The sequence below is a fragment of the Flavobacterium sp. XS2P24 genome (assembly GCF_030010285.1).
GTDB lineage: Bacteria > Bacteroidota > Bacteroidia > Flavobacteriales > Flavobacteriaceae > Flavobacterium > Flavobacterium algoritolerans.
This window is the reverse complement of sequence record NZ_JASCRU010000011.1, coordinates 61,242-84,454: the sequence shown is the minus strand read 5'-3', so window position 1 is coordinate 84,454 and position 23,213 is coordinate 61,242. Positions and strand designations below refer to the sequence as shown.

Genomic DNA, 23,213 nt, shown 5'->3' with positions numbered 1-23,213 from the left:
AATAGAAATCTCTTTTATTTTTGCCAAATGTTAGAAATTCTTTACCAAGACGAATATATTATAGCAATTAATAAACCAAGTGGATTGTTGGTTCACAAATCATTTTACGCGCGCGATGCAAAAGTGTTTGCTATTCAAGAATTGAGAAATCAAATAGGAGGGCGACACGTTTATCCTATTCATCGGTTAGATCGCAAAACATCTGGTGTCTTGTTATTTGCGTTGGATGCAGCCGTTTTAAAAATTATGAATGATCGTTTTGCCACACGCGAAGTCGAAAAAAAGTATTTAACAATTTTACGTGGCTGGTCACCCGAAGAACTAACGATTGATTATGATTTAACCAATGATGATGGCATTATACAAAATGCAATAACCTACTTTCATCGATTGCAAACTACCGAAATTGAGTTAGAATTTAACAATAAGCCTACGTCACGATATTGTTTGGTAGAAGCGATTCCTGAAACGGGACGCATGCATCAATTACGAAAACATTTCAAACATATTTTTCATCCCATTTTAGGAAGTCGGCCACATGGTTGTAACAAACAAAATAAATTATGGTTGGAGAATTTTGAACTGAAAGGAATGATGCTTCATGCACATCAGTTAATTTTTAATCATCCAATAACAAATGAGCAACTAATCTTGAATGCAAAGATTAATGAAGAGTTTAGCAGAGTAGGTACTATTCTTAATCTGGATTTGAATACGTATGAATAGAATACTAACTTGTAAATTAATGCTTTACATTATTGTTGTATTTGGAAACAACAGTTTTCAGTGTAAAGAGGAACAGATTTCTGATTTTTGATCAACGATTTTTGATTGCAGATATTTAACCTCTGTAAAATCGATGATGCGATTGCTAGCGCAATCATTCCGCTCGTGCCTATTACAAATTTATAATGATTTACTTTTGCTAGCGTTCACGAGCGGGACGCTCGCGTTAGTAATCGGGTGACGTTTTTTTTCGGATGTTATTTTTTCAATTATATTCTGAATATATTTTTTCTTTTTGAAAAAAGAGGCGTAAAATTGAGGATTACAGATAATACGCTCAATTGCTTTGTTTTCTTTCCCGTTTAGATAATAATATATTTCTATTAAACGCATTTTTTGATAGTGACCTAAGTCGTTATTCTTGATTGAAATTTCTACAAAGTTTTGAAATTCTGTTTTCTCTAATACTTCAATACTTTTTAACAAATCTAATCGGTATAAAATTTTGACAACTTTTATCACATAACTTTTAGAAGGTAATTCATAATTAATTTTTTCTCTGTAATTTCTTTTTACAACTCTTAACTCGCTTAGAATTTCTATTTCGTTATCGGTAATTAAATTATCATTTTTAAGTTCTTCTAAAAGTGTCAAATATGAGAAATTAAAGCTTTCTTTTTCGGCACTTTTTAATATTAAATAGTTTCTAAAACCAATATATAAGCAATCACAAAACCAACCGAATCCTTTTTTAGAGTTTGGAACAAATTCTAAAATTTTAAAATAATTTTTGTTGTCTTGAAAATCTTTAAAACTTGGTTTTTTTGAAATATGATTCTTAAGAATTAAATTTAATTTTTGGTTGTAATCAATTAATATTTGTGATTCCTTAACCAAATGGTCTAAAAATAAACTGCCGTTTTCAGACATAAATTTTAGCTTTGAATAAGTATAGACAGAAACTGAAAAGCCTTTTTTTTCATATTCTGTTTTTAAGTTTTTTAACTCATTATAATAATCCGCAACAATAAGAATATCTTTATCGCTGTATTTATCGAAATTTTCTCTTGTTGATGAGCCGTAAATTGCTACACTATAATTTTTCATTTTACAAATCGATTTATTAAAACTGTTATCAGAAAACTAAATAAAACAAAACCCGTTATCCCTTGTAAAGTTAACATTGTCATACCATAATCAGAGCTTGGTTGAAACTGTGAATCTACTAATTGTGTCATTACATCCAAAGTATAATATAGGTTGGCTTTAAAATCAAATGTAATAGGGCAGAAGGAGTCTATTGCAAAGTCCTTTTGATGCATTCCATAATCTTTCCAATTAATCCAATTTGTTATGAAACTTATGCAGAAAAAGACAGCAAATGTGTAAGTGAAATTTCTTAACCTTAATCCATAACCAAAAACTTTTCGATTTAAGTAATTAGGGAGAAATTCCATATAAAACTCTGTTCGAGTTATTGGGTAGGGTTTTTTGTGATGGAATTTACTGCGAGATAGTCTTCCTTGCCAAGTTTTAAAATAATAATTTGAAATTCTTGCAAAATCCGATTGTTCTTCATCTCTAGAATTATTTAACAGTTGTTGAAATAGATGTACAGCAATATTTGACTTTTTTATATCTGATTTTTCAAAATTATTTATAAAACTTTCGGGGTTAATGTAAGTATTTTTGATATTGATTTCGTGTGTATTTACATTTTGAAAAGTACATTGTCTAAATTTACAATTATCAAATTTTGTTCCGATAAATAGACAATCTTCAAAATGACAGGAAGTGAAATCAATATTTTTTAAAATTGTTTTAGAGAAACTTACATTGGTAAATGACTTTCTCTCTATCTTAATCCGTGGATGGTCTTTTTTAGGTTTTAATATGTCAGGACGATATATAATATTTATAATTTCATCTTCAGCCATAACAATATTAATAAAATCAGTTTTATTACTGACCTCACTTGGTATTCCGTTTAAGCTAAAAAAATTAGTGAGCATATTTTATAAATATTTGTTATTCTTATCCTTGCGCTAAAATGTCACACAACTAGTATCTGTCTGACAAAATCATACAAAGCCATCCAATTTAGGATAGATATGTATCATAACGGTCATATTATTTTATTCCAAATATATTGTTTTTTTTCTTACAAGTCGTCTGGCTATTTTAGATTTGTGAGATGAATTTGCAAAATGGTATTTTGAAAGTAAAAACGCTCTAAATAGCCCCGATAGAAACGAAAAACCTTGTGAGGGCTGGCGTTTAGCCCTCACAAGGTTGTAGTGTATAGCGGGAGGTGACTTCCTTAAAAAACGAAATCATGCTGCTCCTAAAAAAAGAAAATGTATTTTCTTAGTTGTTATCTATTAGAACGTCGGTCATTATTTTGACTTGGACGTCTTGGGCCAAAACTATTGTTGCTGCTTCGGTTTGAGGTGTCTGTTTTTGGTTTTCGCGGAGTTGAATCGCGCTGTTGTCTTCCTTGCCCTTGTTTAATTGGTTCTTTGGAAGCGTTAGGGTCTGGCTCAAAACCTTTGATATTTTCTACTGGCAATTTCAAGCCTACTAATTTTTCTATATCACGTAAAAAAACCGTTTCGTCTGGACTGAATAACGAAATAGCTTCTCCGCTTGCTCCAGCTCTACCTGTTCTACCAATTCGGTGAACGTAATCTTCAGGAATATTAGGCAATTCAAAATTAACCACATGCGGTAACAATGGAATATCCAGACCTCTGGCAGCAATATCGGTAGCGACTAAAGCGGTCAGGCTTCCGTCTTTGAAACCCGCCAAGGCTTTGGTTCGTGCTCCCTGACCTTTATTTCCGTGAATGGCTGCTGCTTTGATTCCTGCACTAATCATGCTTTCTGTCAGTTTATTGGCGCCTTGTTTGGTACGGGTAAAAACCAAAATCTGTTTCCAGTTTCCTTCCGTAATCAATTTAATGATCAGTTCTGTTTTTTTCTCTTTGGCAACAGGATATACTTTTTGAATAATAGCATCCACGGTTGTATTTTCCGGAGTTGCTTCAACATGAACTGGGTTGTGCAAAATGCCCATTGCCAATTTCTTGATGTCTTTTGAAAAGGTTGCCGAAAACAGTAAGTTTTGTCTTTTAGCAGGCAATACTTTCAAGATTCGTTCTATATCTCGTAAGAAACCCATGTCCAGCATACGGTCTGCTTCATCTAAAACTAAGATTTCCACTTTGGCAAGTGATATTAATCCTTGGTTTTGCAAATCGATTAATCGACCTGGAGTGGCAACTAAAATATCGACACCCTGACGCAGTTGTGTTACTTGTGGATTTTGGTTAACGCCTCCAAAAATAACGGTGCTGCGTAAATCTAAAAATTCACTGTATTCTTTTATATTGGCCAATATTTGTGCGGCTAATTCTCTGGTTGGTGTCAATATTAAGGCACGAATAGGTCTGCGACTTAAGTGTTGCCCTTGTGATAATATTTGTAAAATAGGTAGTGTAAAACCGGCAGTTTTTCCAGTTCCTGTTTGTGCAGATGCTAATACATCTTTACCTTCTAAAATGGGTGGAATTGCTTTTTGTTGTATTGGAGAAAGAGTTGTATATCCTTTTTTGCTGATGGCTTTTAGTAAAGCATCAGATAAACCTAATGAGTTAAATGACATAAATGGTGTTTATAAAGTAAACACTATTATTTAGGTTACTTTTTTAATTGGGGGCAAAGGTACTGCTAATTTTTTGATGTGCTTTTGATTGCTTGATTTTGTTTAGATAAAATCAAAGTTCTTCGTTTTAATCTCTTACAAACAAAAAAAATAGGACTATTTGTCCTATTTTTTATCTGAATATTTTTTGAAATAAATTTTTATTCTAAATCTGCAAAAGTATTTCCTTGATTGATGTCACCGGATTTATAACCTTTCATAAACCAAGCTTTACGTTGTGCTGAAGTTCCATGAGTAAAGGATTCCGGAACAATATGTCCTTGAATTTTTGATTGAATGGCATCATCCCCAACCGCATGTGCCGCACTTAATGCTTCGTCAATATCGCCTTCCTCCAAGAAATTGTTCATTTTTTGATTGTAATGCGTCCAAACTCCCGCATAAAAATCAGCTTGCAATTCCAGAGCAACTGATAATTTATTGGCTTCGGCTTCACTTTTTCCTTCTTGCATTTGTCTCATTTTTGCAGATGTTCCTAACAAGGTTTGTACATGATGGCCTATTTCGTGTGCAATTACATAAGCGGTCGCAAAATCACCTCCTTGGGCTCCAAATCTTGTTTTCAGTTCTTCAAAGAAAGCCAAGTCAATATACACTTTTTGATCACCGGGACAATAAAAAGGTCCCGAAGCTGAGGTCGCATTACCACAAGCGGTTTCTACACCACCAGTAAATAGCACTAATTTAGGATTTTTATATTGCATATTGTTTTCCTCAAATATTTTTGACCACACATCTTCTGTATCTACTAATATGGATTCTATAAATTTGCCTTCTTCAATTTCCTGTGCAGTTAATGCTCTTTGTTCAGTAGGAGTACCATTTCCTTGATTCATTTGTTCAAGAATTGGAGTCAGCATTTGGGCATTTTCTCCACCAAAAACATTCAATAACAAAATAATAATACCAATAATTCCACCTCCTAAATTGTTTTTCCTCCAGAAGACATTCCTCTTCGGTCTTCAAAATTTTCACTTGAACGTCTACCACTCCATTTCATATTGTGTTATTTTAGTTGTTGTTAAAAAATGAATATACATAAAAGTATAAAATTTTAAACGATAAACATTCTTTTTTAGAAGATGTTAACTAGTCCATTTAGAAATTGTTTCTTCAATGATACCTTTTATAATTGGTTTTGGGATGTAATCATTCATTCCCGCTTTGAGGCATTTTTCTTTTTCTTCTTTTTCGGTACCCGCAGTTATAGCAATAATAGGCACATTTTGTCCTGATTTTAAAGTTCTGATTAATTGGGTAGCTTCATATCCATTCATGATGGGCATTTGGATATCCATAAAAATAATATCTGGATTTAATGCTTCAAATTGATCTACAGCATCTTTGCCATTTGTAATTTCAGAAATGACAGGATTTACATATAAGTTTTTAATAATTGTTTTTAGTAATAACATATTTACTTTGTTATCTTCAACAATCATGATTTTGATTTTTTTGATACTAATGTTTCTTTTAACGACTATATCTTTAATAGAATTAAAATCAGTTTCAAATAAGCTGCCTTTTTCTATTGGTTCGTTGCTGGTTTTTAAATCCAAATCAAAATAAAACGTACTGCCTAAATCAATTTCGCTTTTCAGTTGTAAACGGCTGTTCATTAAACCCAATAATTGGTTCGAAATGGTCAATCCTAGTCCGGTACCGCCAAATTTTCTGGTCGTTGAGCTGTCTTCTTGGGAAAATGCCTGAAATATTTTCTTTTTATTTTGTTCTAAAATCCCGATTCCGGTATCAATTACTGCAAAGCGAATTTTAGCATTGGAATCGTCTATTTTTTCAATAACGGTTACATCTAGTTGTATCGAACCTTTTTCAGTAAATTTTACTGCATTGGCAAGCAAATTAATCAATATTTGTTTTAAACGTACGCTGTCTACCCAAAAATATTTAGGAATATCTGAGGCTATATTGAGTTTTAATTTTAATTTTTTTTGATTGGATTCATATAATATTAAATCAATAATTTGACCTAACATTTCTCCAATATCATATTTCTCTATAAATAAATCCAGTTTTCCAGCTTCAATTTTTGAGAAATCAAGAATGTCATTTATGATATCTAATAAGGAATGTGCCGATTGATTTACCGTGGTGATATATTTTCCTTGGGTTACTCCCAGATTGGTATTCATCAATAAATCAGTAAAACCAATAATTCCGTTCAAAGGCGTTCTAATTTCGTGGCTCATATTTGCCAAAAATTCTGATTTTGCCCTGTTAGCAGCTTCAGCTAATTCTTTTTGCTGTACAACGGTTTCTGTTTGTTTTCTCTCCGTAATATCAATGAAAATACCTTCAATAAATGCGATTTTTCCATCTTTGTAAATTGCATCTCCAAACTCTTCCACCCAAACAATATGCTTGTCTTTATGTATAATTCGGTACGTTAGGTGAATGGCTCTTTTGTTTTCTATGGCATTTTTTTGTGCGGCAATTGTAATTGCTTTATCCTCTGGATGAATTAAGTCAATGAAGGATAATTGATCATTCAGGAAATTTGATTTTGCATATCCTGTTAGTTTTTCAATTTCATCATTAATGTAAATTTTAGTGTTATTTTCATCATAATTAGATAAATAAACGGTTCCGGGAATATTATTGGCTAATAATCGGAACTTTTCTTCACTTTCATTTATAGCGGTCTCATTAGCAAGACGCTCAATAGAAGAGGCTATGTTACTGGCCAATGTTTGTAAAATATTAACTTCATCCTCTGACCATATTCGTTCATTTTGAGTGTCATCAAATCCTAAAAACCCATGGAATTTGTTTCTCACAAAAATTGGAAAAAGTATCAATGAAACCACATCTACATTCGCTAATTTATTCCTCAAAGAAATATTTTCAATTTTAGGAATTATAGCTCTGTATATCTTATTGTTTAAAAGTGGTGTTATTAGCTCTTCAAAGTACTCGTATGGTAAATTTTGAAGTTTTACATTATTCTCAGTTAGTTTTATATTGTGTATTATCCATCGGTATTTTTGACTTATTAATCCAGTATTTTGATCATTTTCATAGTAATACGCTCGATGGGCTTTTGTTGCTTTTCCCATAATAATGAGTACGTCCGAGAAAATATCATTTATATCTTTACTGTTTAAAAACTTCTCTGTACAAAGTGCCATTGCTGATAAAAGGTCGCTCTTGTATTCTAATTTTTTCTCAGTTTCATATCTACTGTGTGAAATTATGGTCAATGATATAATGTCAGAAATTGTTCTGGCGAAAATAATATCGTCATTATCCCAATTTCTTTTGTTTTTTGAAGTTTCAAAACTGATGGTTCCCATTAATTCCCCATTGATGAAAATGGGAATATCGAGCTGTGATTTGATATCGTATTTTAGAAAATAATTTTCTGTAAATTCAGATAATTCCCATTTGTCTAAAACATCTGGCGCACAAATTTGCTTTTTACTTTTTATAGATTCAAAGTAAATAGGATACTTTTCTTTTTCTAAAACATATCCTTTGCTGTAGCGATTGGTTTCTAAATCATATAAATTTTCACAAGTAATTACATCTTCGGTATAATTCCAATAACTAACGCGAGAGCATTTCGTGACTTTTGCAGCAGATTCAATGATTTGCATTATACCATGATCCAGATTTTTATAATTACTGAAGTTAGTAGTCGATAGTTTTTTAATCGTTTTATTGTATAGTTCTACTTTTTTCTGACGAATTTTATTCTCAAATTCAATATTCTTTAATTTAGTGACATCCCTTGCAATTCCTGAGTATCCTATTATTTTTCCAGTGTCATTTCGATTAATGATTACTTTTTGGGAAACCCATATTTCCTCTCCGTTTTTCTTTAATAATGGAAATTCAATCGTAGGGAAGTTTTGCTCATTTTCTAACAAGTTCTGGTAAAAATCCATGATGCTGCTGCAATAATCCTCTCGTATAAATTCTAAATAATGTCTCGCTAGCATTTCGTTTTCCTTGAAGCCTAGGGTTTTTATCGTAAATTCATTGACAAATGTAAAATTGCCATAGTCGTCTACCTCAAAAATAAGATCAATAGCATTTTGAATTAAATTTTTATACTGATTCTGTAAATGGATTTCATTGGTTACATCCTGACCAATACCTATAATTAAATCGTCTGAAAATTTTTTGTCATTCCATTGTATGTGCTTGTATTCGCCATTTTTACACTTAACTCTACGAATAAACATTCTGTCAACCTTAAATTTAGTGTGGTAATCTTCCCCATAAAATTCAGGATCTTCAGTTACTTTCCAGTAACCCAATCCCATAACCTGATCAACGGTATATCCTAAAATAGTTTTCACATTTTCGCTGCAAAAAACAATTTCTCCTTTTTTATTTGTTGCCAGAATAAGTGAATTTCCTTTATTAATAATTTGATTATTAAAACGAAATTCAACATCAATATTTAATAATGATACGTGATGAATGTAGTTTATTATCAGAATTATAGAAGAATAAATAAATAGTGCAATGTTAGTTTTTAATGGTATTATTTCTAAAACATAAGTAATACCTAAAAACATAAAAACAGATATAACAAAATACCAATATACTTTTATGGGGTTTAATACATTATAAGCGAAGAAAAAATAAACCACAAAAGCAGTTATAGGTATAAAATCAGTTGGAGAATAAATTAGATTTCGGGCTATAAAACAAAAATAGATTAAGAATAGCGAAATAAAAATTTGTTTGATATATCTAAATACAATAGTAGATCTGGTACTTACAAAATACAATAAAATTAAAGAAAAGCCAATAGTGCAATTTGGTATTAATAAGCTTACAGGTCTAATTTTAAAAATTTCAAAAATCACTTCTATCGAAGGAAGGATAATGCCCAAAAAGAGTAAATAGAGTTGGTATTCTTTACTTTTTGTAACCGTTTCTACTCCTTTTTTTAAAAGTCTGCTTCTTAAAGTAGATTTGATGGTATAAATTTTATATGCCAGAAAGATAAATAAAGTAACAATTATGACCCATAAAAGAGTATTCATCGTTAAAAGATTAGAAGCCCAAAATAAAACTAATTTTGAGTTGAAAATAGTCAATAGGCTACAGTATAGCACCATAGAAGTATTTTGATTAGATTTGAATGACTAGGTTTGGGGTTCTACCTTGATATTGATTTCAATGTAAGGATTAATTTCAAATAAAAACCAAAATTCAGTAAAATTAAATTTTGGTTTTTAGTTATAAAAAAGGTTTTTAGTTTCTATTTTCAATCTCAGTTTCAGAATTAAATCCTACTATTTCGCTGTAAAGGGCATAATACAATGAGTACATAAATGGAATTGTAAAAACGATTACAATGCAGCATCCTATAAATCCTACCAAAGATGCTATAACTCCAATGACAAGTAGTCCCAATATAACTAATGGTTGTTTAGAAACAATTACAATACTGGCTTGGATTGCTTCAACAGCTTTCAGCTTTCCAAAAATGATTAGTGGAATCATTAAAATGGTAAATAAACCTATCGTTACTGAAAAAACAACTTCAAGAACTGGTATTTGTATATAATTTAGAATACCTGATAGTATGGAGTTAACGATAGTAATCAAAAATGTTGCTATAAACAGTTCCTTGAAATAAGGTGCTTTGTAATACTCAAACATTGTTGATACATGAAATTCATCATCTCTTTCGGCACAATATGCCATTTTTATTAAACCAGCAGAAAATGGGCTAAGCAAACACGTTATTAAAAGAGATACTCCTGAGAAAATTAACATGGAGTCTAAACTTAAATTTTCCGGTTTTAATTTTTCTAAAACCGTTTCTGCATCAAAAATGGAGAAGAGTACAACAAGAGCAAAAAGACTCATAAGTATTGCAAAAACAAAAAATATTAAACCGCCGTACAATGCAATTTTTTTATAATTTTCGAATGCATGGTTGAAAACATTTCCAAAATCTAAGGTGTACCCATTCTTTTTTATTTCTTCAATACGGTCTTGTGTAGTTTTAATCATTTGGTTTTGGTATTATTTAGTTTGTTAGTTTTTTATCTTTTAAAATAGACTTCTTCAAAAGGAACTCTGAATCGTTCTCCGTAAATGCCTTGTTCTTCTCTAATTCCACAACCTAAAATCATGTTTATTTCTGAACGAGCCGGTAAATGTAATATTTTTTTAATTCTCAGCGAATCAAAACCTTCCATTGGACAAGTATCATAATTTATGGCTGCCATACTTATCATAAAATTCTGTGCGGCAAGTCCCGCACTTTTTTGTGCTACAATGCGCATGTCGCTTTGTCTGGCTTGTCTGTAGATGGGTTTGAAGATTCCAATAACTTGAAAAACAAGAAATTTTATCATGCCGATAATTCCTAAAATATCAAAATAAAGGGTAGGAATAATTTTCTGATAATAATTCAAAGCAAATTTTTCTCTTTTCGAATAATCTACTTCAGGCTTATTACCATATTGAGTTTTTAGATACTCAATATTCGACTCTACTCTTTTGCGCCATAAATCTTTTCTCGCCACAACAACTACTATTTGTTGTGCTGTTTTTGCCGCATTCTGATTAAAACTGGCTTTTGCTATTTCTTGTATTATTTCTGTAGAAACAACATGGTAGAATTCCCAAAGTTGCATATTACTGCTTGTGGGTGCCAGAGTTGCTAATTGAATACATTCTTTTACTTTTTGTACATCAATAGCTTCGTTTTTAAAAACCCGAACGGATCGCCGGTATTTTATGGCTTCGCTTACTAATTTTTCATTGGCTACATCCATTTTAAGAGTTTTTGAATGGTTTTTAATTTGTCTTTATAAGGCGCATAACGCATTTGTAAATCCAGCCAAGTTCCTTTTTTTACAATCGCTTTTTTATGGGAAAAAATATCAAAACTTAATTTTCCATGATACGCTCCCATTCCGGAATTTCCAACACCACCAAAAGGCAGGCGATTGTTAGCCAAATGAATTACCGTATCATTGATGCATCCGCCACCAAAAGAATATTTTTGCAGTACTTCATCGATAAAGGATTTATTTTGGGAAAATAAATACAGTGACAATGGTTTTTCGAAGCTCGAAATTATTTTTTCAATATCTGATTTTGATTCATAAGAAAGTATAGGAAGTATTGGGCCAAAAATTTCTTCTTTCATCACTAAACTATCCATTTTTGGTTCGTCAAGTAAAGTAGGAGCAAGGTACAATGTCTCTTTGTTAGATTGTCCTCCAAAAAGTATTTCTTGATTTTCCAATAAACGTAATTGACGTTCCCAATTTTTCAAGTTGATGATTCTGGCAAAATCAGATGATTCTTCCGGGTTTGTTCCAAGTGCTTTTTCAATTTCTTGAATCAGTAATTTAACGAAAGTAGCTTTCATTTTATGGTGTACCAAAATATAATCAGGAGCTACACACGTTTGTCCGGCGTTTATTATTTTCCCCCACACAATGCGTCTGGCACTTAATTCTAAATTAGCGGTTTCATCAACGATACAAGGACTTTTTCCGCCTAATTCTAGCGTAACAGGCGTTAGGTTTTCTGCAGCAGCTTTCGCCACTATTTTACCAACAGCAACACTTCCCGTAAAAAAAATATAGTCCCAGCGTTGATTTAATAGTTCCTGTGCAATTGTTGCATCTCCCGTGATAACCACAACATCTTTTACTGCAAAAGTTTCAGTGATAATTTTAGAAATGATATTCGAAGTATTTGGAGTGAGTTCAGATGGCTTTAAAGTTACTTTATTCCCTGCTGCGACAGCAGCAACCAGCGGACATAAAGCCAATTGAAACGGATAATTCCAAGGAGAAAGAATCAATACATTCCCGTAAGGTTCACTGTAAATAAAATCCGATGAAGGGAAATTCAAAAGAGAAGCAAAAACTTTCTTGGGCTTTGCCCAAGAATCGATATTTTTTATGGTTTCTTTCAAGTCACTAATCACATAATTAGTTTCTGTTAAAACGGCTTCAAAAGCAGGTTTTTTAAAATCATCATACAAAGCCTTAATAATTGCCTCTTCATTTTCTATAATGTTATGCAATAATTTTTTAAGGGATTCTTTTCGGAAAGCAATTTCTGTATGATACTTCATTGGATGATTTTAATTTAAAATTACATAATTATTATTTTAATCCAGCTGTATATCCTAAAATAAAAAAATAAAAAAAACAGGAATAATTATTCCTGTTTTATAATGTATAAGTCTGTAAAGTATTGTTTTTGTTACATTTTTAATTGAAACCTAATAATCAAATTAAACTGCATTCCAAATCACATCATCTGGAGTTGGTGCGATGATTTCTATATTTTCTTTGGTAACAGGATGAGTGAAAACTAATTTTCGGGCATGTAAGTGAATGCCACCATCGGGATTGCTTCGGTCAAAACCATATTTCAAATCGCCTTTTATCGGTGAACCAATAGCCGTAAGCTGTGCCCTGATTTGATGGTGTCTCCCCGTGTGAAGATTAATTTCCAGAGCAAAATAATTATTGAGTTCCTTTATGATTTTATAATCTAAACTGGCTAGTTTACTTTCGGGAACTTCTTTTAAATGCGCTTTTGAAGTGTTGTTTTTCTCGTTTCTTTTTAGAAAATGAACCAATTTATCCTCAGGCTTTGAAGGTTTATTTTTGACAATACACCAATACGTTTTTTGAGTTTCACGGTTACTGAACAACTCATTCATTCTCGTCAACGCTTTACTAGTTCGGGCAAAAACGACTATTCCAGTTGTCGGTCTATCCAAACGATGCACCACTCCCAGAAATACTTCTCCAGGTTTGTTGTACTTATCTTTGATGTATTCTTTCACAACATCAGATAATGGTTTATCGCCGGTTTTATCGCCCTGTACAATATCGCCTACACGCTTGTTTACCACAATGAGGTGGTTGTCTTCGTGTAGCACTTGAAGGTTGTTTTTATTGGAAACTATTTTCATTTGGATTTTTAGATTTTTAGACTTCTTAGATTTTTAGACAAGTTAGACTTTTTAGATAGTTAGATTCTTAAACAAGTCTTGCAGTCTGAAAATCTAAGAAAGCCTATAATAAAGTTGCTCTAAATCTTGAAGTCATTTTAATAATTTCGTTTAGCATATTTGATAATTCTATTAAATCTTCGGGAGTGATAAAACCTAAATCGGATGAAATAAGAATTTGTGTTTCAACTTCATAAGCTGAACCGATGGCAATTTCTAAAAATCGTGCAAAGTCCTTATTAGATTGTCTTGATGATCCTTCAGCAATATTAGACGGAATAGAAACAGAAGCTCTTCTTAATTGATTTGTTAGTCCAAATTTTTCATCGTTAGGAAAAGATAAAGTCACTTTATAAATTTCAGAACAAAAAAATCTACTTTTTTTCCAAATCTCTAAATCCTTAAATCGATGCATTTCTACTTTTTTTAGTCTAACAATCCAATAATCTAAGAAGTCTAATTTTAATATTGTTCGCTGGAATTAGGAAAATCACTGGATTTCACATCGGCAACATACTGACCAATGGCAGTTGTCATTCCTTCGTATAAATTCATGTATCTTCTTAAGAAACGCGGGCTAAATTCATTGTTCATTCCTAACATGTCGTGAATCACCAAAACTTGTCCGTCAACTCCACCACCTGCACCAATACCAATTACTGGAATCGAAATACTTTGCGCAACTTTTTCGGCTAAATGAGCAGGGATTTTTTCTAATACTAGTCCAAAACAACCTAATCTTTCCAGCAATTTTGCATCTTCTATTAGTTTATCTGCTTCTTCCTCTTCTTTGGCACGAACCGTATAGGTTCCAAATTTATAAATAGATTGTGGGGTTAAACCCAAATGTCCCATAACTGGAATTCCTGCGTTTAATATTTTCTTGATAGAATCTTTAATTTCTTTACCACCTTCCAGTTTTACGGCATGACCACCACTTTCTTTCATGATTCGGATGGCAGAACGCAATGCTTCTTTAGGATCTGATTGGTAACTTCCAAAAGGTAAATCCACAACAACCAATGCTCTTTCTATAGCTCTCACTACAGATGACGCGTGATAAATCATTTGGTCCAAAGTAATAGGCAAAGTCGTTTCGTGACCGGCCATTACATTCGAAGCAGAGTCACCCACTAAAATGACATCAATTCCGGCGGTATCAACGATTTTTGCCATAGTATAATCATAAGCGGTAAGCATGGAGATTTTCTCTCCATTGGCTTTCATCTCAATCAGTGATTTTGTAGTAATCCTTTTATAATCTTTTTTTGCGACAGACATATTTGTTGTTTTAAGATTGTAAAGGTAATAAAATGTATATTTTTAACTCAAAAATGTAACAGTAATGTTATTTGTAGAACCAATTAATTAAACTAAGAAACGATGAAGAAATTTTTATTGATTTTTGTGTTATTTATATCCGCTAATTCTCAGGCTCAAAATCAAGAAATTCAAAAAGTGGTTGATACTTTTTTTGAGGCTTTTCATGCCAAAGATACTCTGAAATTACAGGCTCTTTGTGAGGACACAATGATTTTACAATCTATTAGTGAGAATGCTAAAGGCACAAAATTATCCAATGAAAAGCCACAAGTGTTTTTTAAATCGATAGCTTCTATTCCTGCCGAATTAAAGTTTCAGGAAAAAATTCTGAGTTATTCCATTCAAGTGGATGGAAGCATGGCGTACGCTTGGACGCCTTATGAGTTTTATATGAATGGTAAATTAAGTCATAAAGGGGTGAATGCTTTTACGCTTTTCAAAAAAAATAACATTTGGAAAATCGTTCATCTTATTGATACGAGAAGAAAGTAGTTTTGGTAAGTTATTTTTAAGAAGACGTACCAGATTGTTTCATCCAATGTATTTATGATATAGAAAAACGTAGAAAATTGCTATCATAACCGAAATAAAATTCCCCACCAAATAGAAATCGTTGTAGAGAGATTGCTTAACTTTATCTTGTTCATCGTCCCTTTTTAATCTTGTTGCCAATTTTAAAGCACCAAATAAAGCAAGTGCATGTGGATAATCATTAATCATTGAAACTAGTAAAAATATTCTTTCAACGATTCCTTTAAGAAGAGATTTATAGTCTATAAGTTTATTTTTTCGAATTGTTTTTGGCGTTATAACATAATAAAATATGCCTAAAAGTATTTCTGTAGTAAGAATGAAAACCATAAATCGAAATATAGCCATGCCTTTATTTTATAGAGGTAATTGTATGAATTATATTTTTTGTAGCATTATAAGATTCCATTTGTAATGTTTTTTCTCTTTTCCATATTAAAGAACGGGTTTTGATCATTTTTTCGGAAACGATTTTATAGTCTTTGAATTGTATGAAATTTGATGCCAAATCGTAGTCATTTTTAAATGACCATTTGTCTGTAATATTTTCAAAAATTATGAAAGTATCATTCAAAATACTTTGTTGTAAGAGATTATCTATCGAAATGTTAAATCTAAATTTTCTATATTTTGAATCATTCAGTTTTAATCTTGCTTCCGTCAAACCGCTTCCCAACATTTCATAAGCAATTTTTTTATTGACGGGCGTTTCTATTTCACCTTGATTCAAAACATAACGTAATTTAAAATTTAATTTTTTGTGAACACAATTTTCCTCTAAAGTAAGAATAATTTGTATCGATGCGGCTAAGTTTTTTATTATGCCTTGAAATTCATCACCTAAAGTAATAGTCAAGGGTGATAATATATCCGTTTTATAGATTTCATTTACCTCTTCTATTAGATTTTTGAAATCTTCCATTAGTGGTTTTTGCTCCTTTTTTCCACTATTAATAATATCCGCCATTAGGATAAAGTGTTTCATAAAAAATGAAATTATATATTTTATTTCAAAAATAGTGAAATAATTCACATAATTTCATTTTTAGTGAAATTAAAAGTAGGATTTAACGAAAGATAAAATCAATTTATAAAATTATACGAGAATTTAACAAGACTAATTAATACGTGTCGTCATTCAAATCTGATTCTTTTTCATCAGCTTTTTTGAAATCATTATTTAAAAAAGTGGTGTACTTTTTTTTATCTTTTTGATTTTTTCTAATAAGAAATACAATCAAAATAAGCACACAAATGATTATAATGCTGATTATTACCCAATTAATTTCCATTATTTCTGGTTTAAGAATAGGTATTAAATATACTGTAAATAGTTGAATTATAGATTATCAGTGTTTTAAATTTGTATTATTAAATTTAACAATCCGCCAAATTTACGGCAATGGCTAATCCTCCCTCGGAAGTTTCTTTGTACTTGTTATTCATGTCTTTGGCAGTTTGCCACATTGTGTCTACCACTTTGTCCAAAGGTACTTTTGCGTTTTTTGGGTCGGTTTCCAAGGCTAGTTCAGCAGCATTAATTGCTTTTATGGCACCCATTGTATTTCTTTCGATACACGGAATCTGAACCAAACCGCCAATAGGATCACAAGTCAATCCCAAATGATGTTCCATGGCTATTTCAGCAGCCATTAAAACCTGTTCGGGAGTTCCGCCCATCAATTCGCATAAAGCGGCTGCGGCCATCGAGGAAGAAACACCAATTTCGGCCTGACAACCACCCATTGCTGCGGATATTGTAGAACCTTTCTTGAAAATACTGCCTATTTCTCCGGCAACCATCAGGAATTGTTTGATTTCTTTTTCTCCGGCATTGTGGTTTTCAATCACTAAATAATACATCAAAACAGCTGGGATAACGCCTGCACTTCCATTCGTTGGAGCAGTAACCACACGCCCTAAAGCAGCGTTTACTTCATTTACCGCAAGGGCAAAACAAGAAACCCATTTCAGGATTTGGCGAAATTTTACTTCTGTTTTTCTGATTTCTTCGAGCCAGCTTTGTGGCGAATCATAATTGGCTAAACCGATGAGGTTTTGGTGCATATCAAAAGCACGGCGACGCACATTTAATCCTCCAGGAAGAATCCCTTCAGAATGGCAACCAATGTACATGCATTCGAGCATCGTTTTCCAAATACGCATCAATTCATGATCGATAACAGCTTCGGTACGCATCGATTTTTCATTTTCATAAACGATTTCCGATATGGATTTGTTTTCTTTTTTGCAATAATCCAATAGTTCGGATGCTTTGTCAATAGGATACGGAAAAGCACATTTTATCTGGATTTTCTTTTTGGCGTTGATGCGTTCTTCTTTGACCACAAATCCGCCACCAATAGAATAAAAGCTAGAAACGTATTCGCTATCATCCGTCATATAAGCCGTAAAAGTCATTCCATTGGCATGAAAAGGAAGGAAGTTTTTATTGAAAACGATGTCTTGGAGAAAATAAAAAGGAATTGGTTTTTCGTTTCCTAAATTGATTTCGTTTTTGGATTCAATGGATTTAATGATTGCATCAATATTTTCCACTGGAATGTATTCCGGATCTTGCCCTCTTAAACCCAGCATTACGGCTAAATCCGTGGCGTGTCCTTTTCCGGTTAACGAAAGGGAGCCGTATAAATCTATTTTTACCCGGTTTACAGTATGAAGTAAATTTTCGTTTCTCAATTCACTAAGAAAGCGTTCGGCAGCTCTCCAAGGTCCAAGTGTGTGCGAACTCGAAGGTCCAACACCAATTTTTAGCATGTCAAAAACTGAGATACATTCTTCCATCTGTAGTGTGAATTTTGTTGTCTGCAAATATAATAGAATGTAGCAATGATACTAATCTAAAATAGAATAATATTGTTTATTTAATAATGAATATTGCCGTATTGTTATTATTCTTCAAGAAAAAATGAATTAATAAAAACTTGAGGATTAGTAAAATCAATATTTCACTAATCCGAAATTTAGCTTGTGCAATACTTGTTAAATGGCTATTTTTGAAGCATAACTAACCCAAAAAAATATGAAAAAGACCGTTTTTTCTTTTTATCTAATGCTAACTTTGGTGCTAAGTGTTCATTCGCAAGTGCAAAGTCCTTCTCAATTTTTACCCAATTACGGAAAACAAATTACCTATTATCATCAGGCTGAAAATTATTTCAAGCATCTTACGGAAAAGTCTACTTTTATCAAACATCAGAAATATGGTGTAACACCGGAACAAAGGGATTTGAATGTGTATTTTATTTCCAGTCCGGAGAATTTGGCTAATTTGGAACAAATTCGAAATAACAATTTAGCCGCCATTGGTTTATCCGAGAATAAATCTCAAATGATTGGCGATAAGTTAATTGTATGGTTGAGTTTTAATGTTCACGGTAATGAATTTGCAGGAACCGAAAGCGCTATGACAGTGGCTTACGAATTAGTAAATCCTTCGAATGCAGAAACTAAAAAGTGGCTAGAGAATACGATTGTAATCCTTGATCCATGCATTAATCCTGATGGATATTCCAGATACGGAAATTGGTTAAGAGAGATTTCAGGCAAAAAAACGCATCCGGAACTGTCAGACAGAGAGCACATGGAAGTTTGGCCAGGTGGTAGATACAACCATTATATTTTTGATTTAAATAGAGACTGGGCTTGGCAAACACAACCGGAAACCCAACAGCGTATTGCATTATACAACCAATGGATGCCTCAAGTTCATACTGATGTGCACGAAATGGGATATAATTCTCCGTATTTCTTTCCTCCATCAGCAGAACCTTTGCACGAATACATTGAAAAGTACCAAAAAGATTTTCATTACACTTTGGGAAAAAATATTTCTAAGAAATTCGATGCACAAAACTGGATGTACAATACCGGGGAACGTTTTGATTTGTTTTATCCAAGTTATGGCGATACATATCCTACTTACAACGGAGCAGTCGGAATGACATTGGAGCAAGGAGGAATAGGAGCAGGGAGAGAAGTTGTGATGAGCAACGGAATCAATTTGACTATAAAAGACCGATTGACGCATCACGCAACGGCTGTTTTAACGGTTGTGGAATCGGCGGCATCACAAGCGGATGTTTTGTTGAAAGGATTCAGAGGTTTTATGAATAATTCTCGAAAAACAGTTAAGGGAAATTATAAAATGTATGTGATGAAAAACAATCCGAAATTAATTCAAATGGCGGATTTATTGAAAAAAAATAATGTAGAATTCAGTTATGCCGATGCCAGTCAAAAAGCGTCTGGATTCAATTACAACACCAAGTCAGAGAAAGGTTTTACGATTGAACCGAATGATTTGATTGTAAAAGTAGACCAACAAAAAGCCGTTTTTGCGCAAGTTCTTTTTGAACCGAACCAAAAATTGAATGACAGTTTATCGTATGACATTACCTCTTGGGCATTGCCTTTGGCGTATGGAGTTGAAGGATATGCGGTGAAAAATAGTTTAGCCATTAAAACAAAAGCGTCAATTGAAGCGCTGGAAAAAACGATTCCTAAAAATGTATATGCGTTTCATATTCCGTGGAATAACAGAATCTCAGCTCAGGTTTTGTCTTTGTTGCACCAAAATAATATCAAGGTGCGATCAGCGATGAAAAAAGCTATTTTTGGTGATACAACTGTTGAGCCGGGAGGCTTACTGGTTACCAAAACTGACAATCCTAATGTAGCTGACTTTGAAAAAACGATTACTGATCTCGTGAAAATAAAAACAGATTTTAATTATATTTTAACTGGTTTTTCTTCGAATTCTAAAGATGTTGGTGGTGAAAATTTCAATTTATTAAAAGCTCCAAAAATTGTTTTATTGTCAGGCAAAGGAGTTGGTTCTACTGAATTTGGTTCTGTTTGGTATTATCTGGAAGAAACAGTGGGTTATCCTGTAAGTGTTGTGGATGCGGATAATTTTAAAAGAATAAAATTATACAATTACAACACATTGATATTGCCTGATGGCTATTATAATTTCTCTGAAGAACAACAGAAACAAATTGCAGAATGGGTTAAAAATGGTGGAAAAGTGATTGCCATGAATAGCGCCCTTAGTTTATTTGAAGGAAAAGAAGGATATGCTTTGAGTCCTTTTGCTACGGATGAAGACAAACTTAGCTCTGAAAAAGAAGACTCTGAAAATGAATTAAAAGAACGATTCTTAGATTTCCAAGATACTGAACGCAGGTATATTTCTAAATCAATTCCTGGTGCTATCATTGAGAATCTTTTGAATAAAACACATCCAATGTCTTTTGGTTTAGGAGATAAATATTTCAGCTTAAAAACGGATGACAGGCATTATTCATTATTGAAAAAAGCAACAAATGTTGTTTACGTACCTAAAGATTATAAGAGTTACGGTTTTGTTGGTAATGAAATCAAAAAGAAATTGAATAATACCGTAAGCTTTGCTGTCGATAAGAAAGAAAATGGCGAAGTAATTTATATGGTTGATAATCCATTGTTTAGAGGTTTCTGGGAAAACGGAAATTTATTGTTCAGCAATGCATTATTCTTGGTGGACTAAAATTTGAATATTTATCATACAAAAAGAGCACGATAATTATCGTGCTCTTTTTTTTATCCAGATTGTATAGTTTTAAAAAGGGTAGCCAATAGCCAAGTTGAAAATTAAATTTTCTTTTCGCCAAGCGCCACTTCCAAAGTTAATTTGATCTAAAACCCAACGATCGCCATCAGGCAAATATGGTTTCCGAATAGGGAAGGCGAGGTCAGTTCTAAGAATCAGAAACGAGAAATCGAAACGCAATCCGGCTCCGGCTCCAACAGCTATTTCGTTCAGGAATTTCTTTGAAAATTTGGCTCCGGGTTTATCAGGATTTTCATTTAACAACCAGATGTTTCCGGCATCTAAGAACAAAGCACCTTTCACCAATCCGTAAATTTTAGCACGGTATTCGGTATTAAATTCCAATTTTATATCACCGGATTGATCGGGTAAAAAAGTATTGGTGTTGGTTGATGAGCCATCAAAACTTCCAGGACCAATGGAACGTGCTCTAAAGGCTCGTAGACTATTGGTTCCACCAATGAAAAACTGTTTGATAAAAGGCATTTCACGGGAGTTTCCGTAAGCAAATCCAGCACCTGCAATAATTCGGCTGGCTATTTGAGAATCTGGGCCTAATTTATAGTAATGTCTAAAATCATTTTCTATTTTGACAAATTGACTAAACGGAACATCAAATAATTTAATGGTATCGCCTTTTCGAACATTTGCTCCCGAAACTAATCCTGCCACATTTCCTGCTAAGTCGATACTCCCTTTGTAGTAAAAGGTGTTTTTCTTTCTTTTTTGAAGTGTATTGGTGTAGGTATAGGAATAAGTTGGTCCAAAAATCAATTGCTTTTCAATTACTTTTCCCAAAGATTCATTTTTCAGAATTTGTTCTTGGTATAAAGCAGTAACGTTTTCCGGACTGGCGTATGTAATCTCAGTAACATTGAATAAATGTTCTTTTCGTTCGTTTTCTTTCCATAAATAACCAAACGAACCTTTGAAGGTTTGCAGGGAATATAATTTGGTTCTGTTTTGGAATTCATATCCTAACGTTGCTTTTGTTTTTGGAACAAAACCACTTGGAGAATTTAGTTTAAATGGTGCGACTAATCGTGGCCAAACTAAATTAGCCTCTGTTCCAATACGATACACATTAAATCCATTGTTTTGCCCGGAAACTTGTACTTCAACACCTCCAAAAGCAGAGATGGTAAGCAATTCAGCACCTCTAAACGTATTTCGATTGCTCCAGTTTAAATTGAGTTCCGTTCCGGTATAATTAGCGGAGTTTGTTTTGGCTAATAATTCCAGTCGGATTGATTTTTTCGGTAATGGCGTCAGATAATAATACGCATCCAGATAATTTCCTGTTGTGTCAGAAACTCTGAATTGATTTTTTACAAATTTAAAAGTCCCCAGATTTACTAATCGATTCAAGGATAAATTATGGTCGGTACGGTTGTATAAATCATTTTTTTTGAAATACAATGCTCTGTCAAAAATGCGGGGTTTGAATAAATTCTCCGGATCAATAATGGTTAAATCATTGTATTTTTTGATGGAATCCATATTGTTTTTTACACTGTCAGAACCAATGGAATAGTTTGGATAAACAATAATTTTATTGATTTTGTATGGTGTCTCTGCTCGTTTTGGAGCTTCGTCTTTTACTTTTACAATAAGATCCACCTGATGGTCTGCAACAGTTGTATCTACTTGAACTTTGAGATAATCAGGATTAAAATAGAAGAATCCTTTTTCTTTTAGTCTGGCATCAATGCGAATTCTTTCTTCTTTGATGACGTCAAGACTGTAACCTTCTTCTTTTTTTAACAAACTTCTTCGTCTGGTATTGCGAACTGCAGTCGAAATTATGGAAGAATCCGTAGGGAATTTTACTTCTTTAATTTTATATTGTTTTCCGGGTTTTACAATGTATTCTGCGGTTGCTTTTTTACCATGTCGGGTTGAATCTGCCGATGTTCTTGTATTGAAATAGCCACTGTTTTCGGCAAAGTTTTGCAAAACACTTTTGTTGTATTCTAAATCTACTTGGCTGTATAGAACAGGAGCTTCGCCCACTTTGGTTCTCAGCCAGTAGCGCCATCCTTTTTCTTTCTTTGGTGTCCCAGCCAAATTGTAGATGTACAGTTTAGGTCTTAATCCCAAAATTGAGGAATTAGGCTTTGGTCTAACTACTTCTTTTAATGCCGTTTTTAATGCTTTTTTTTCTTTCTTAGAGGTTTCTTTTCCTTCCACAGTGACTTTTGCACCCGTATACAATAGTTCTCCTTCGGGCAAAAATCTAGTATTGCTGCAGGATGAAGCGAACAATACTAAAAAAAGAAAATATATTAAATGGCTCTTGTTCATATATTATTTGT

General features: G+C 32.8%; 17 protein-coding genes and 1 pseudogene. 3 read left to right on the top strand and 15 right to left on the bottom strand.

Features of this window, described 5'->3' with window-relative positions; genetic code table 11:
- Positions 1-27 precede the first annotated feature (27 nt).
- Positions 28-726, top strand: coding sequence for a pseudouridine synthase (locus QLS31_RS09465; protein WP_282743654.1), 699 nt, complete (start codon positions 28-30; stop codon positions 724-726).
- Positions 727-906: 180 nt separating this feature from the next.
- Here the strand turns inward: QLS31_RS09465 and QLS31_RS09460 are convergent, their stop codons facing one another.
- The 11 genes and pseudogenes from QLS31_RS09460 to panB all read right to left on the bottom strand — a co-directional run bounded on the left by QLS31_RS09460 (position 907) and on the right by panB (position 14,711).
- A complete protein-coding gene (locus QLS31_RS09460) occupies positions 907-1,833 on the bottom strand; it encodes a nucleotidyltransferase domain-containing protein (protein ID WP_282743653.1) in 927 nt (308 codons plus the stop codon).
- Positions 1,830-2,738: a pentapeptide repeat-containing protein gene (locus QLS31_RS09455; protein WP_282743652.1), complete on the bottom strand. Its 909-nt coding sequence runs from the start codon at positions 2,736-2,738 to the stop codon at positions 1,830-1,832. The genes QLS31_RS09460 and QLS31_RS09455 overlap by 4 nt, the downstream gene beginning before the upstream one ends.
- Positions 2,739-3,100: 362 nt before the next feature.
- Positions 3,101-4,390, bottom strand: a complete 1,290-nt coding sequence (locus QLS31_RS09450; RefSeq protein ID WP_282743651.1) for a DEAD/DEAH box helicase — start codon at positions 4,388-4,390, stop codon at positions 3,101-3,103.
- A gap of 200 nt (positions 4,391-4,590) precedes the next feature.
- Positions 4,591-5,450: pseudogene (locus tag QLS31_RS09445) on the bottom strand (neutral zinc metallopeptidase).
- Positions 5,451-5,535: 85 nt separating this feature from the next.
- The gene (locus QLS31_RS09440) at positions 5,536-9,471 is read right to left on the bottom strand and encodes a PAS domain S-box protein (protein WP_282743650.1); all 3,936 of its coding nucleotides are present in this window, start codon (positions 9,469-9,471) and stop codon (positions 5,536-5,538) included.
- 211 nt (positions 9,472-9,682) lie between these two features.
- On the bottom strand, positions 9,683-10,450 hold the full coding sequence (locus QLS31_RS09435) for a hypothetical protein (protein WP_282743649.1): 768 nt from the start codon (positions 10,448-10,450) through the stop codon (positions 9,683-9,685).
- 32 nt (positions 10,451-10,482) lie between these two features.
- On the bottom strand, positions 10,483-11,220 hold the full coding sequence (locus tag QLS31_RS09430) for a nitroreductase family protein (RefSeq protein ID WP_282743648.1): 738 nt from the start codon (positions 11,218-11,220) through the stop codon (positions 10,483-10,485).
- Complete coding sequence (locus QLS31_RS09425; protein ID WP_282743647.1) at positions 11,211-12,539, bottom strand: aldehyde dehydrogenase; 1,329 nt, start codon at positions 12,537-12,539, stop codon at positions 11,211-11,213. The genes QLS31_RS09430 and QLS31_RS09425 overlap by 10 nt, the downstream gene beginning before the upstream one ends.
- A gap of 162 nt (positions 12,540-12,701) precedes the next feature.
- A complete protein-coding gene (locus QLS31_RS09420; RefSeq protein WP_282743646.1) occupies positions 12,702-13,391 on the bottom strand; it encodes an RluA family pseudouridine synthase in 690 nt (229 codons plus the stop codon).
- A 103-nt stretch (positions 13,392-13,494) separates the two neighbouring features.
- Entirely contained in the window at positions 13,495-13,845 is a 351-nt protein-coding gene (locus tag QLS31_RS09415) for a four helix bundle protein (protein WP_282743645.1), read from the bottom strand.
- 47 nt (positions 13,846-13,892) lie between these two features.
- A complete protein-coding gene (gene panB, locus QLS31_RS09410; protein ID WP_099715002.1) occupies positions 13,893-14,711 on the bottom strand; it encodes a 3-methyl-2-oxobutanoate hydroxymethyltransferase in 819 nt (272 codons plus the stop codon).
- A gap of 102 nt (positions 14,712-14,813) precedes the next feature.
- On the opposite strand from panB, the gene QLS31_RS09405 reads away from it, so the two are divergent.
- A complete protein-coding gene (locus QLS31_RS09405) occupies positions 14,814-15,245 on the top strand; it encodes a nuclear transport factor 2 family protein (RefSeq protein WP_282743644.1) in 432 nt (143 codons plus the stop codon).
- 391 nt (positions 15,246-15,636) lie between these two features.
- Here the strand turns inward: QLS31_RS09405 and QLS31_RS09400 are convergent, their stop codons facing one another.
- The 3 genes from QLS31_RS09400 to QLS31_RS09390 all read right to left on the bottom strand — a co-directional run bounded on the left by QLS31_RS09400 (position 15,637) and on the right by QLS31_RS09390 (position 18,089).
- Entirely contained in the window at positions 15,637-16,269 is a 633-nt protein-coding gene (locus QLS31_RS09400; protein ID WP_282743642.1) for a SatD family protein, read from the bottom strand.
- 136 nt (positions 16,270-16,405) lie between these two features.
- A complete protein-coding gene (locus QLS31_RS09395; RefSeq protein ID WP_282743639.1) occupies positions 16,406-16,576 on the bottom strand; it encodes a hypothetical protein in 171 nt (56 codons plus the stop codon).
- Positions 16,577-16,661: 85 nt separating this feature from the next.
- Complete coding sequence (locus QLS31_RS09390; protein ID WP_282743638.1) at positions 16,662-18,089, bottom strand: L-serine ammonia-lyase; 1,428 nt, start codon at positions 18,087-18,089, stop codon at positions 16,662-16,664.
- 238 nt (positions 18,090-18,327) lie between these two features.
- Between QLS31_RS09390 and QLS31_RS09385 the strand changes: the two genes are divergently transcribed.
- A complete protein-coding gene (locus QLS31_RS09385; protein ID WP_282712527.1) occupies positions 18,328-20,835 on the top strand; it encodes a M14 family zinc carboxypeptidase in 2,508 nt (835 codons plus the stop codon).
- A gap of 72 nt (positions 20,836-20,907) precedes the next feature.
- Here the strand turns inward: QLS31_RS09385 and QLS31_RS09380 are convergent, their stop codons facing one another.
- On the bottom strand, positions 20,908-23,202 hold the full coding sequence (locus QLS31_RS09380; RefSeq protein WP_282743637.1) for a BamA/TamA family outer membrane protein: 2,295 nt from the start codon (positions 23,200-23,202) through the stop codon (positions 20,908-20,910).
- Positions 23,203-23,213: the final 11 nt, after the last annotated feature.

What these genes read in the sequence shown, in the direction of transcription:
- QLS31_RS09465 (WP_282743654.1), top strand. Translation starts at nt 28, where the DNA reads ATGTTAGAAATTCTTTACCAAGACGAATATATTATAGCAATTAATAAA.
- QLS31_RS09460 (WP_282743653.1), bottom strand. Translation starts at nt 1,833, where the DNA reads ATGAAAAATTATAGTGTAGCAATTTACGGCTCATCAACAAGAGAAAAT.
- QLS31_RS09455 (WP_282743652.1), bottom strand. Translation starts at nt 2,738, where the DNA reads ATGCTCACTAATTTTTTTAGCTTAAACGGAATACCAAGTGAGGTCAGT.
- QLS31_RS09450 (WP_282743651.1), bottom strand. Translation starts at nt 4,390, where the DNA reads ATGTCATTTAACTCATTAGGTTTATCTGATGCTTTACTAAAAGCCATC.
- QLS31_RS09440 (WP_282743650.1), bottom strand. Translation starts at nt 9,471, where the DNA reads ATGAATACTCTTTTATGGGTCATAATTGTTACTTTATTTATCTTTCTG.
- QLS31_RS09435 (WP_282743649.1), bottom strand. Translation starts at nt 10,450, where the DNA reads ATGATTAAAACTACACAAGACCGTATTGAAGAAATAAAAAAGAATGGG.
- QLS31_RS09430 (WP_282743648.1), bottom strand. Translation starts at nt 11,220, where the DNA reads ATGGATGTAGCCAATGAAAAATTAGTAAGCGAAGCCATAAAATACCGG.
- QLS31_RS09425 (WP_282743647.1), bottom strand. Translation starts at nt 12,539, where the DNA reads ATGAAGTATCATACAGAAATTGCTTTCCGAAAAGAATCCCTTAAAAAA.
- QLS31_RS09420 (WP_282743646.1), bottom strand. Translation starts at nt 13,391, where the DNA reads ATGAAAATAGTTTCCAATAAAAACAACCTTCAAGTGCTACACGAAGAC.
- QLS31_RS09415 (WP_282743645.1), bottom strand. Translation starts at nt 13,845, where the DNA reads ATGCATCGATTTAAGGATTTAGAGATTTGGAAAAAAAGTAGATTTTTT.
- panB (WP_099715002.1), bottom strand. Translation starts at nt 14,711, where the DNA reads ATGTCTGTCGCAAAAAAAGATTATAAAAGGATTACTACAAAATCACTG.
- QLS31_RS09405 (WP_282743644.1), top strand. Translation starts at nt 14,814, where the DNA reads ATGAAGAAATTTTTATTGATTTTTGTGTTATTTATATCCGCTAATTCT.
- QLS31_RS09400 (WP_282743642.1), bottom strand. Translation starts at nt 16,269, where the DNA reads ATGAAACACTTTATCCTAATGGCGGATATTATTAATAGTGGAAAAAAG.
- QLS31_RS09395 (WP_282743639.1), bottom strand. Translation starts at nt 16,576, where the DNA reads ATGGAAATTAATTGGGTAATAATCAGCATTATAATCATTTGTGTGCTT.
- QLS31_RS09390 (WP_282743638.1), bottom strand. Translation starts at nt 18,089, where the DNA reads ATGGAAGAATGTATCTCAGTTTTTGACATGCTAAAAATTGGTGTTGGA.
- QLS31_RS09385 (WP_282712527.1), top strand. Translation starts at nt 18,328, where the DNA reads ATGAAAAAGACCGTTTTTTCTTTTTATCTAATGCTAACTTTGGTGCTA.
- QLS31_RS09380 (WP_282743637.1), bottom strand. Translation starts at nt 23,202, where the DNA reads ATGAACAAGAGCCATTTAATATATTTTCTTTTTTTAGTATTGTTCGCT.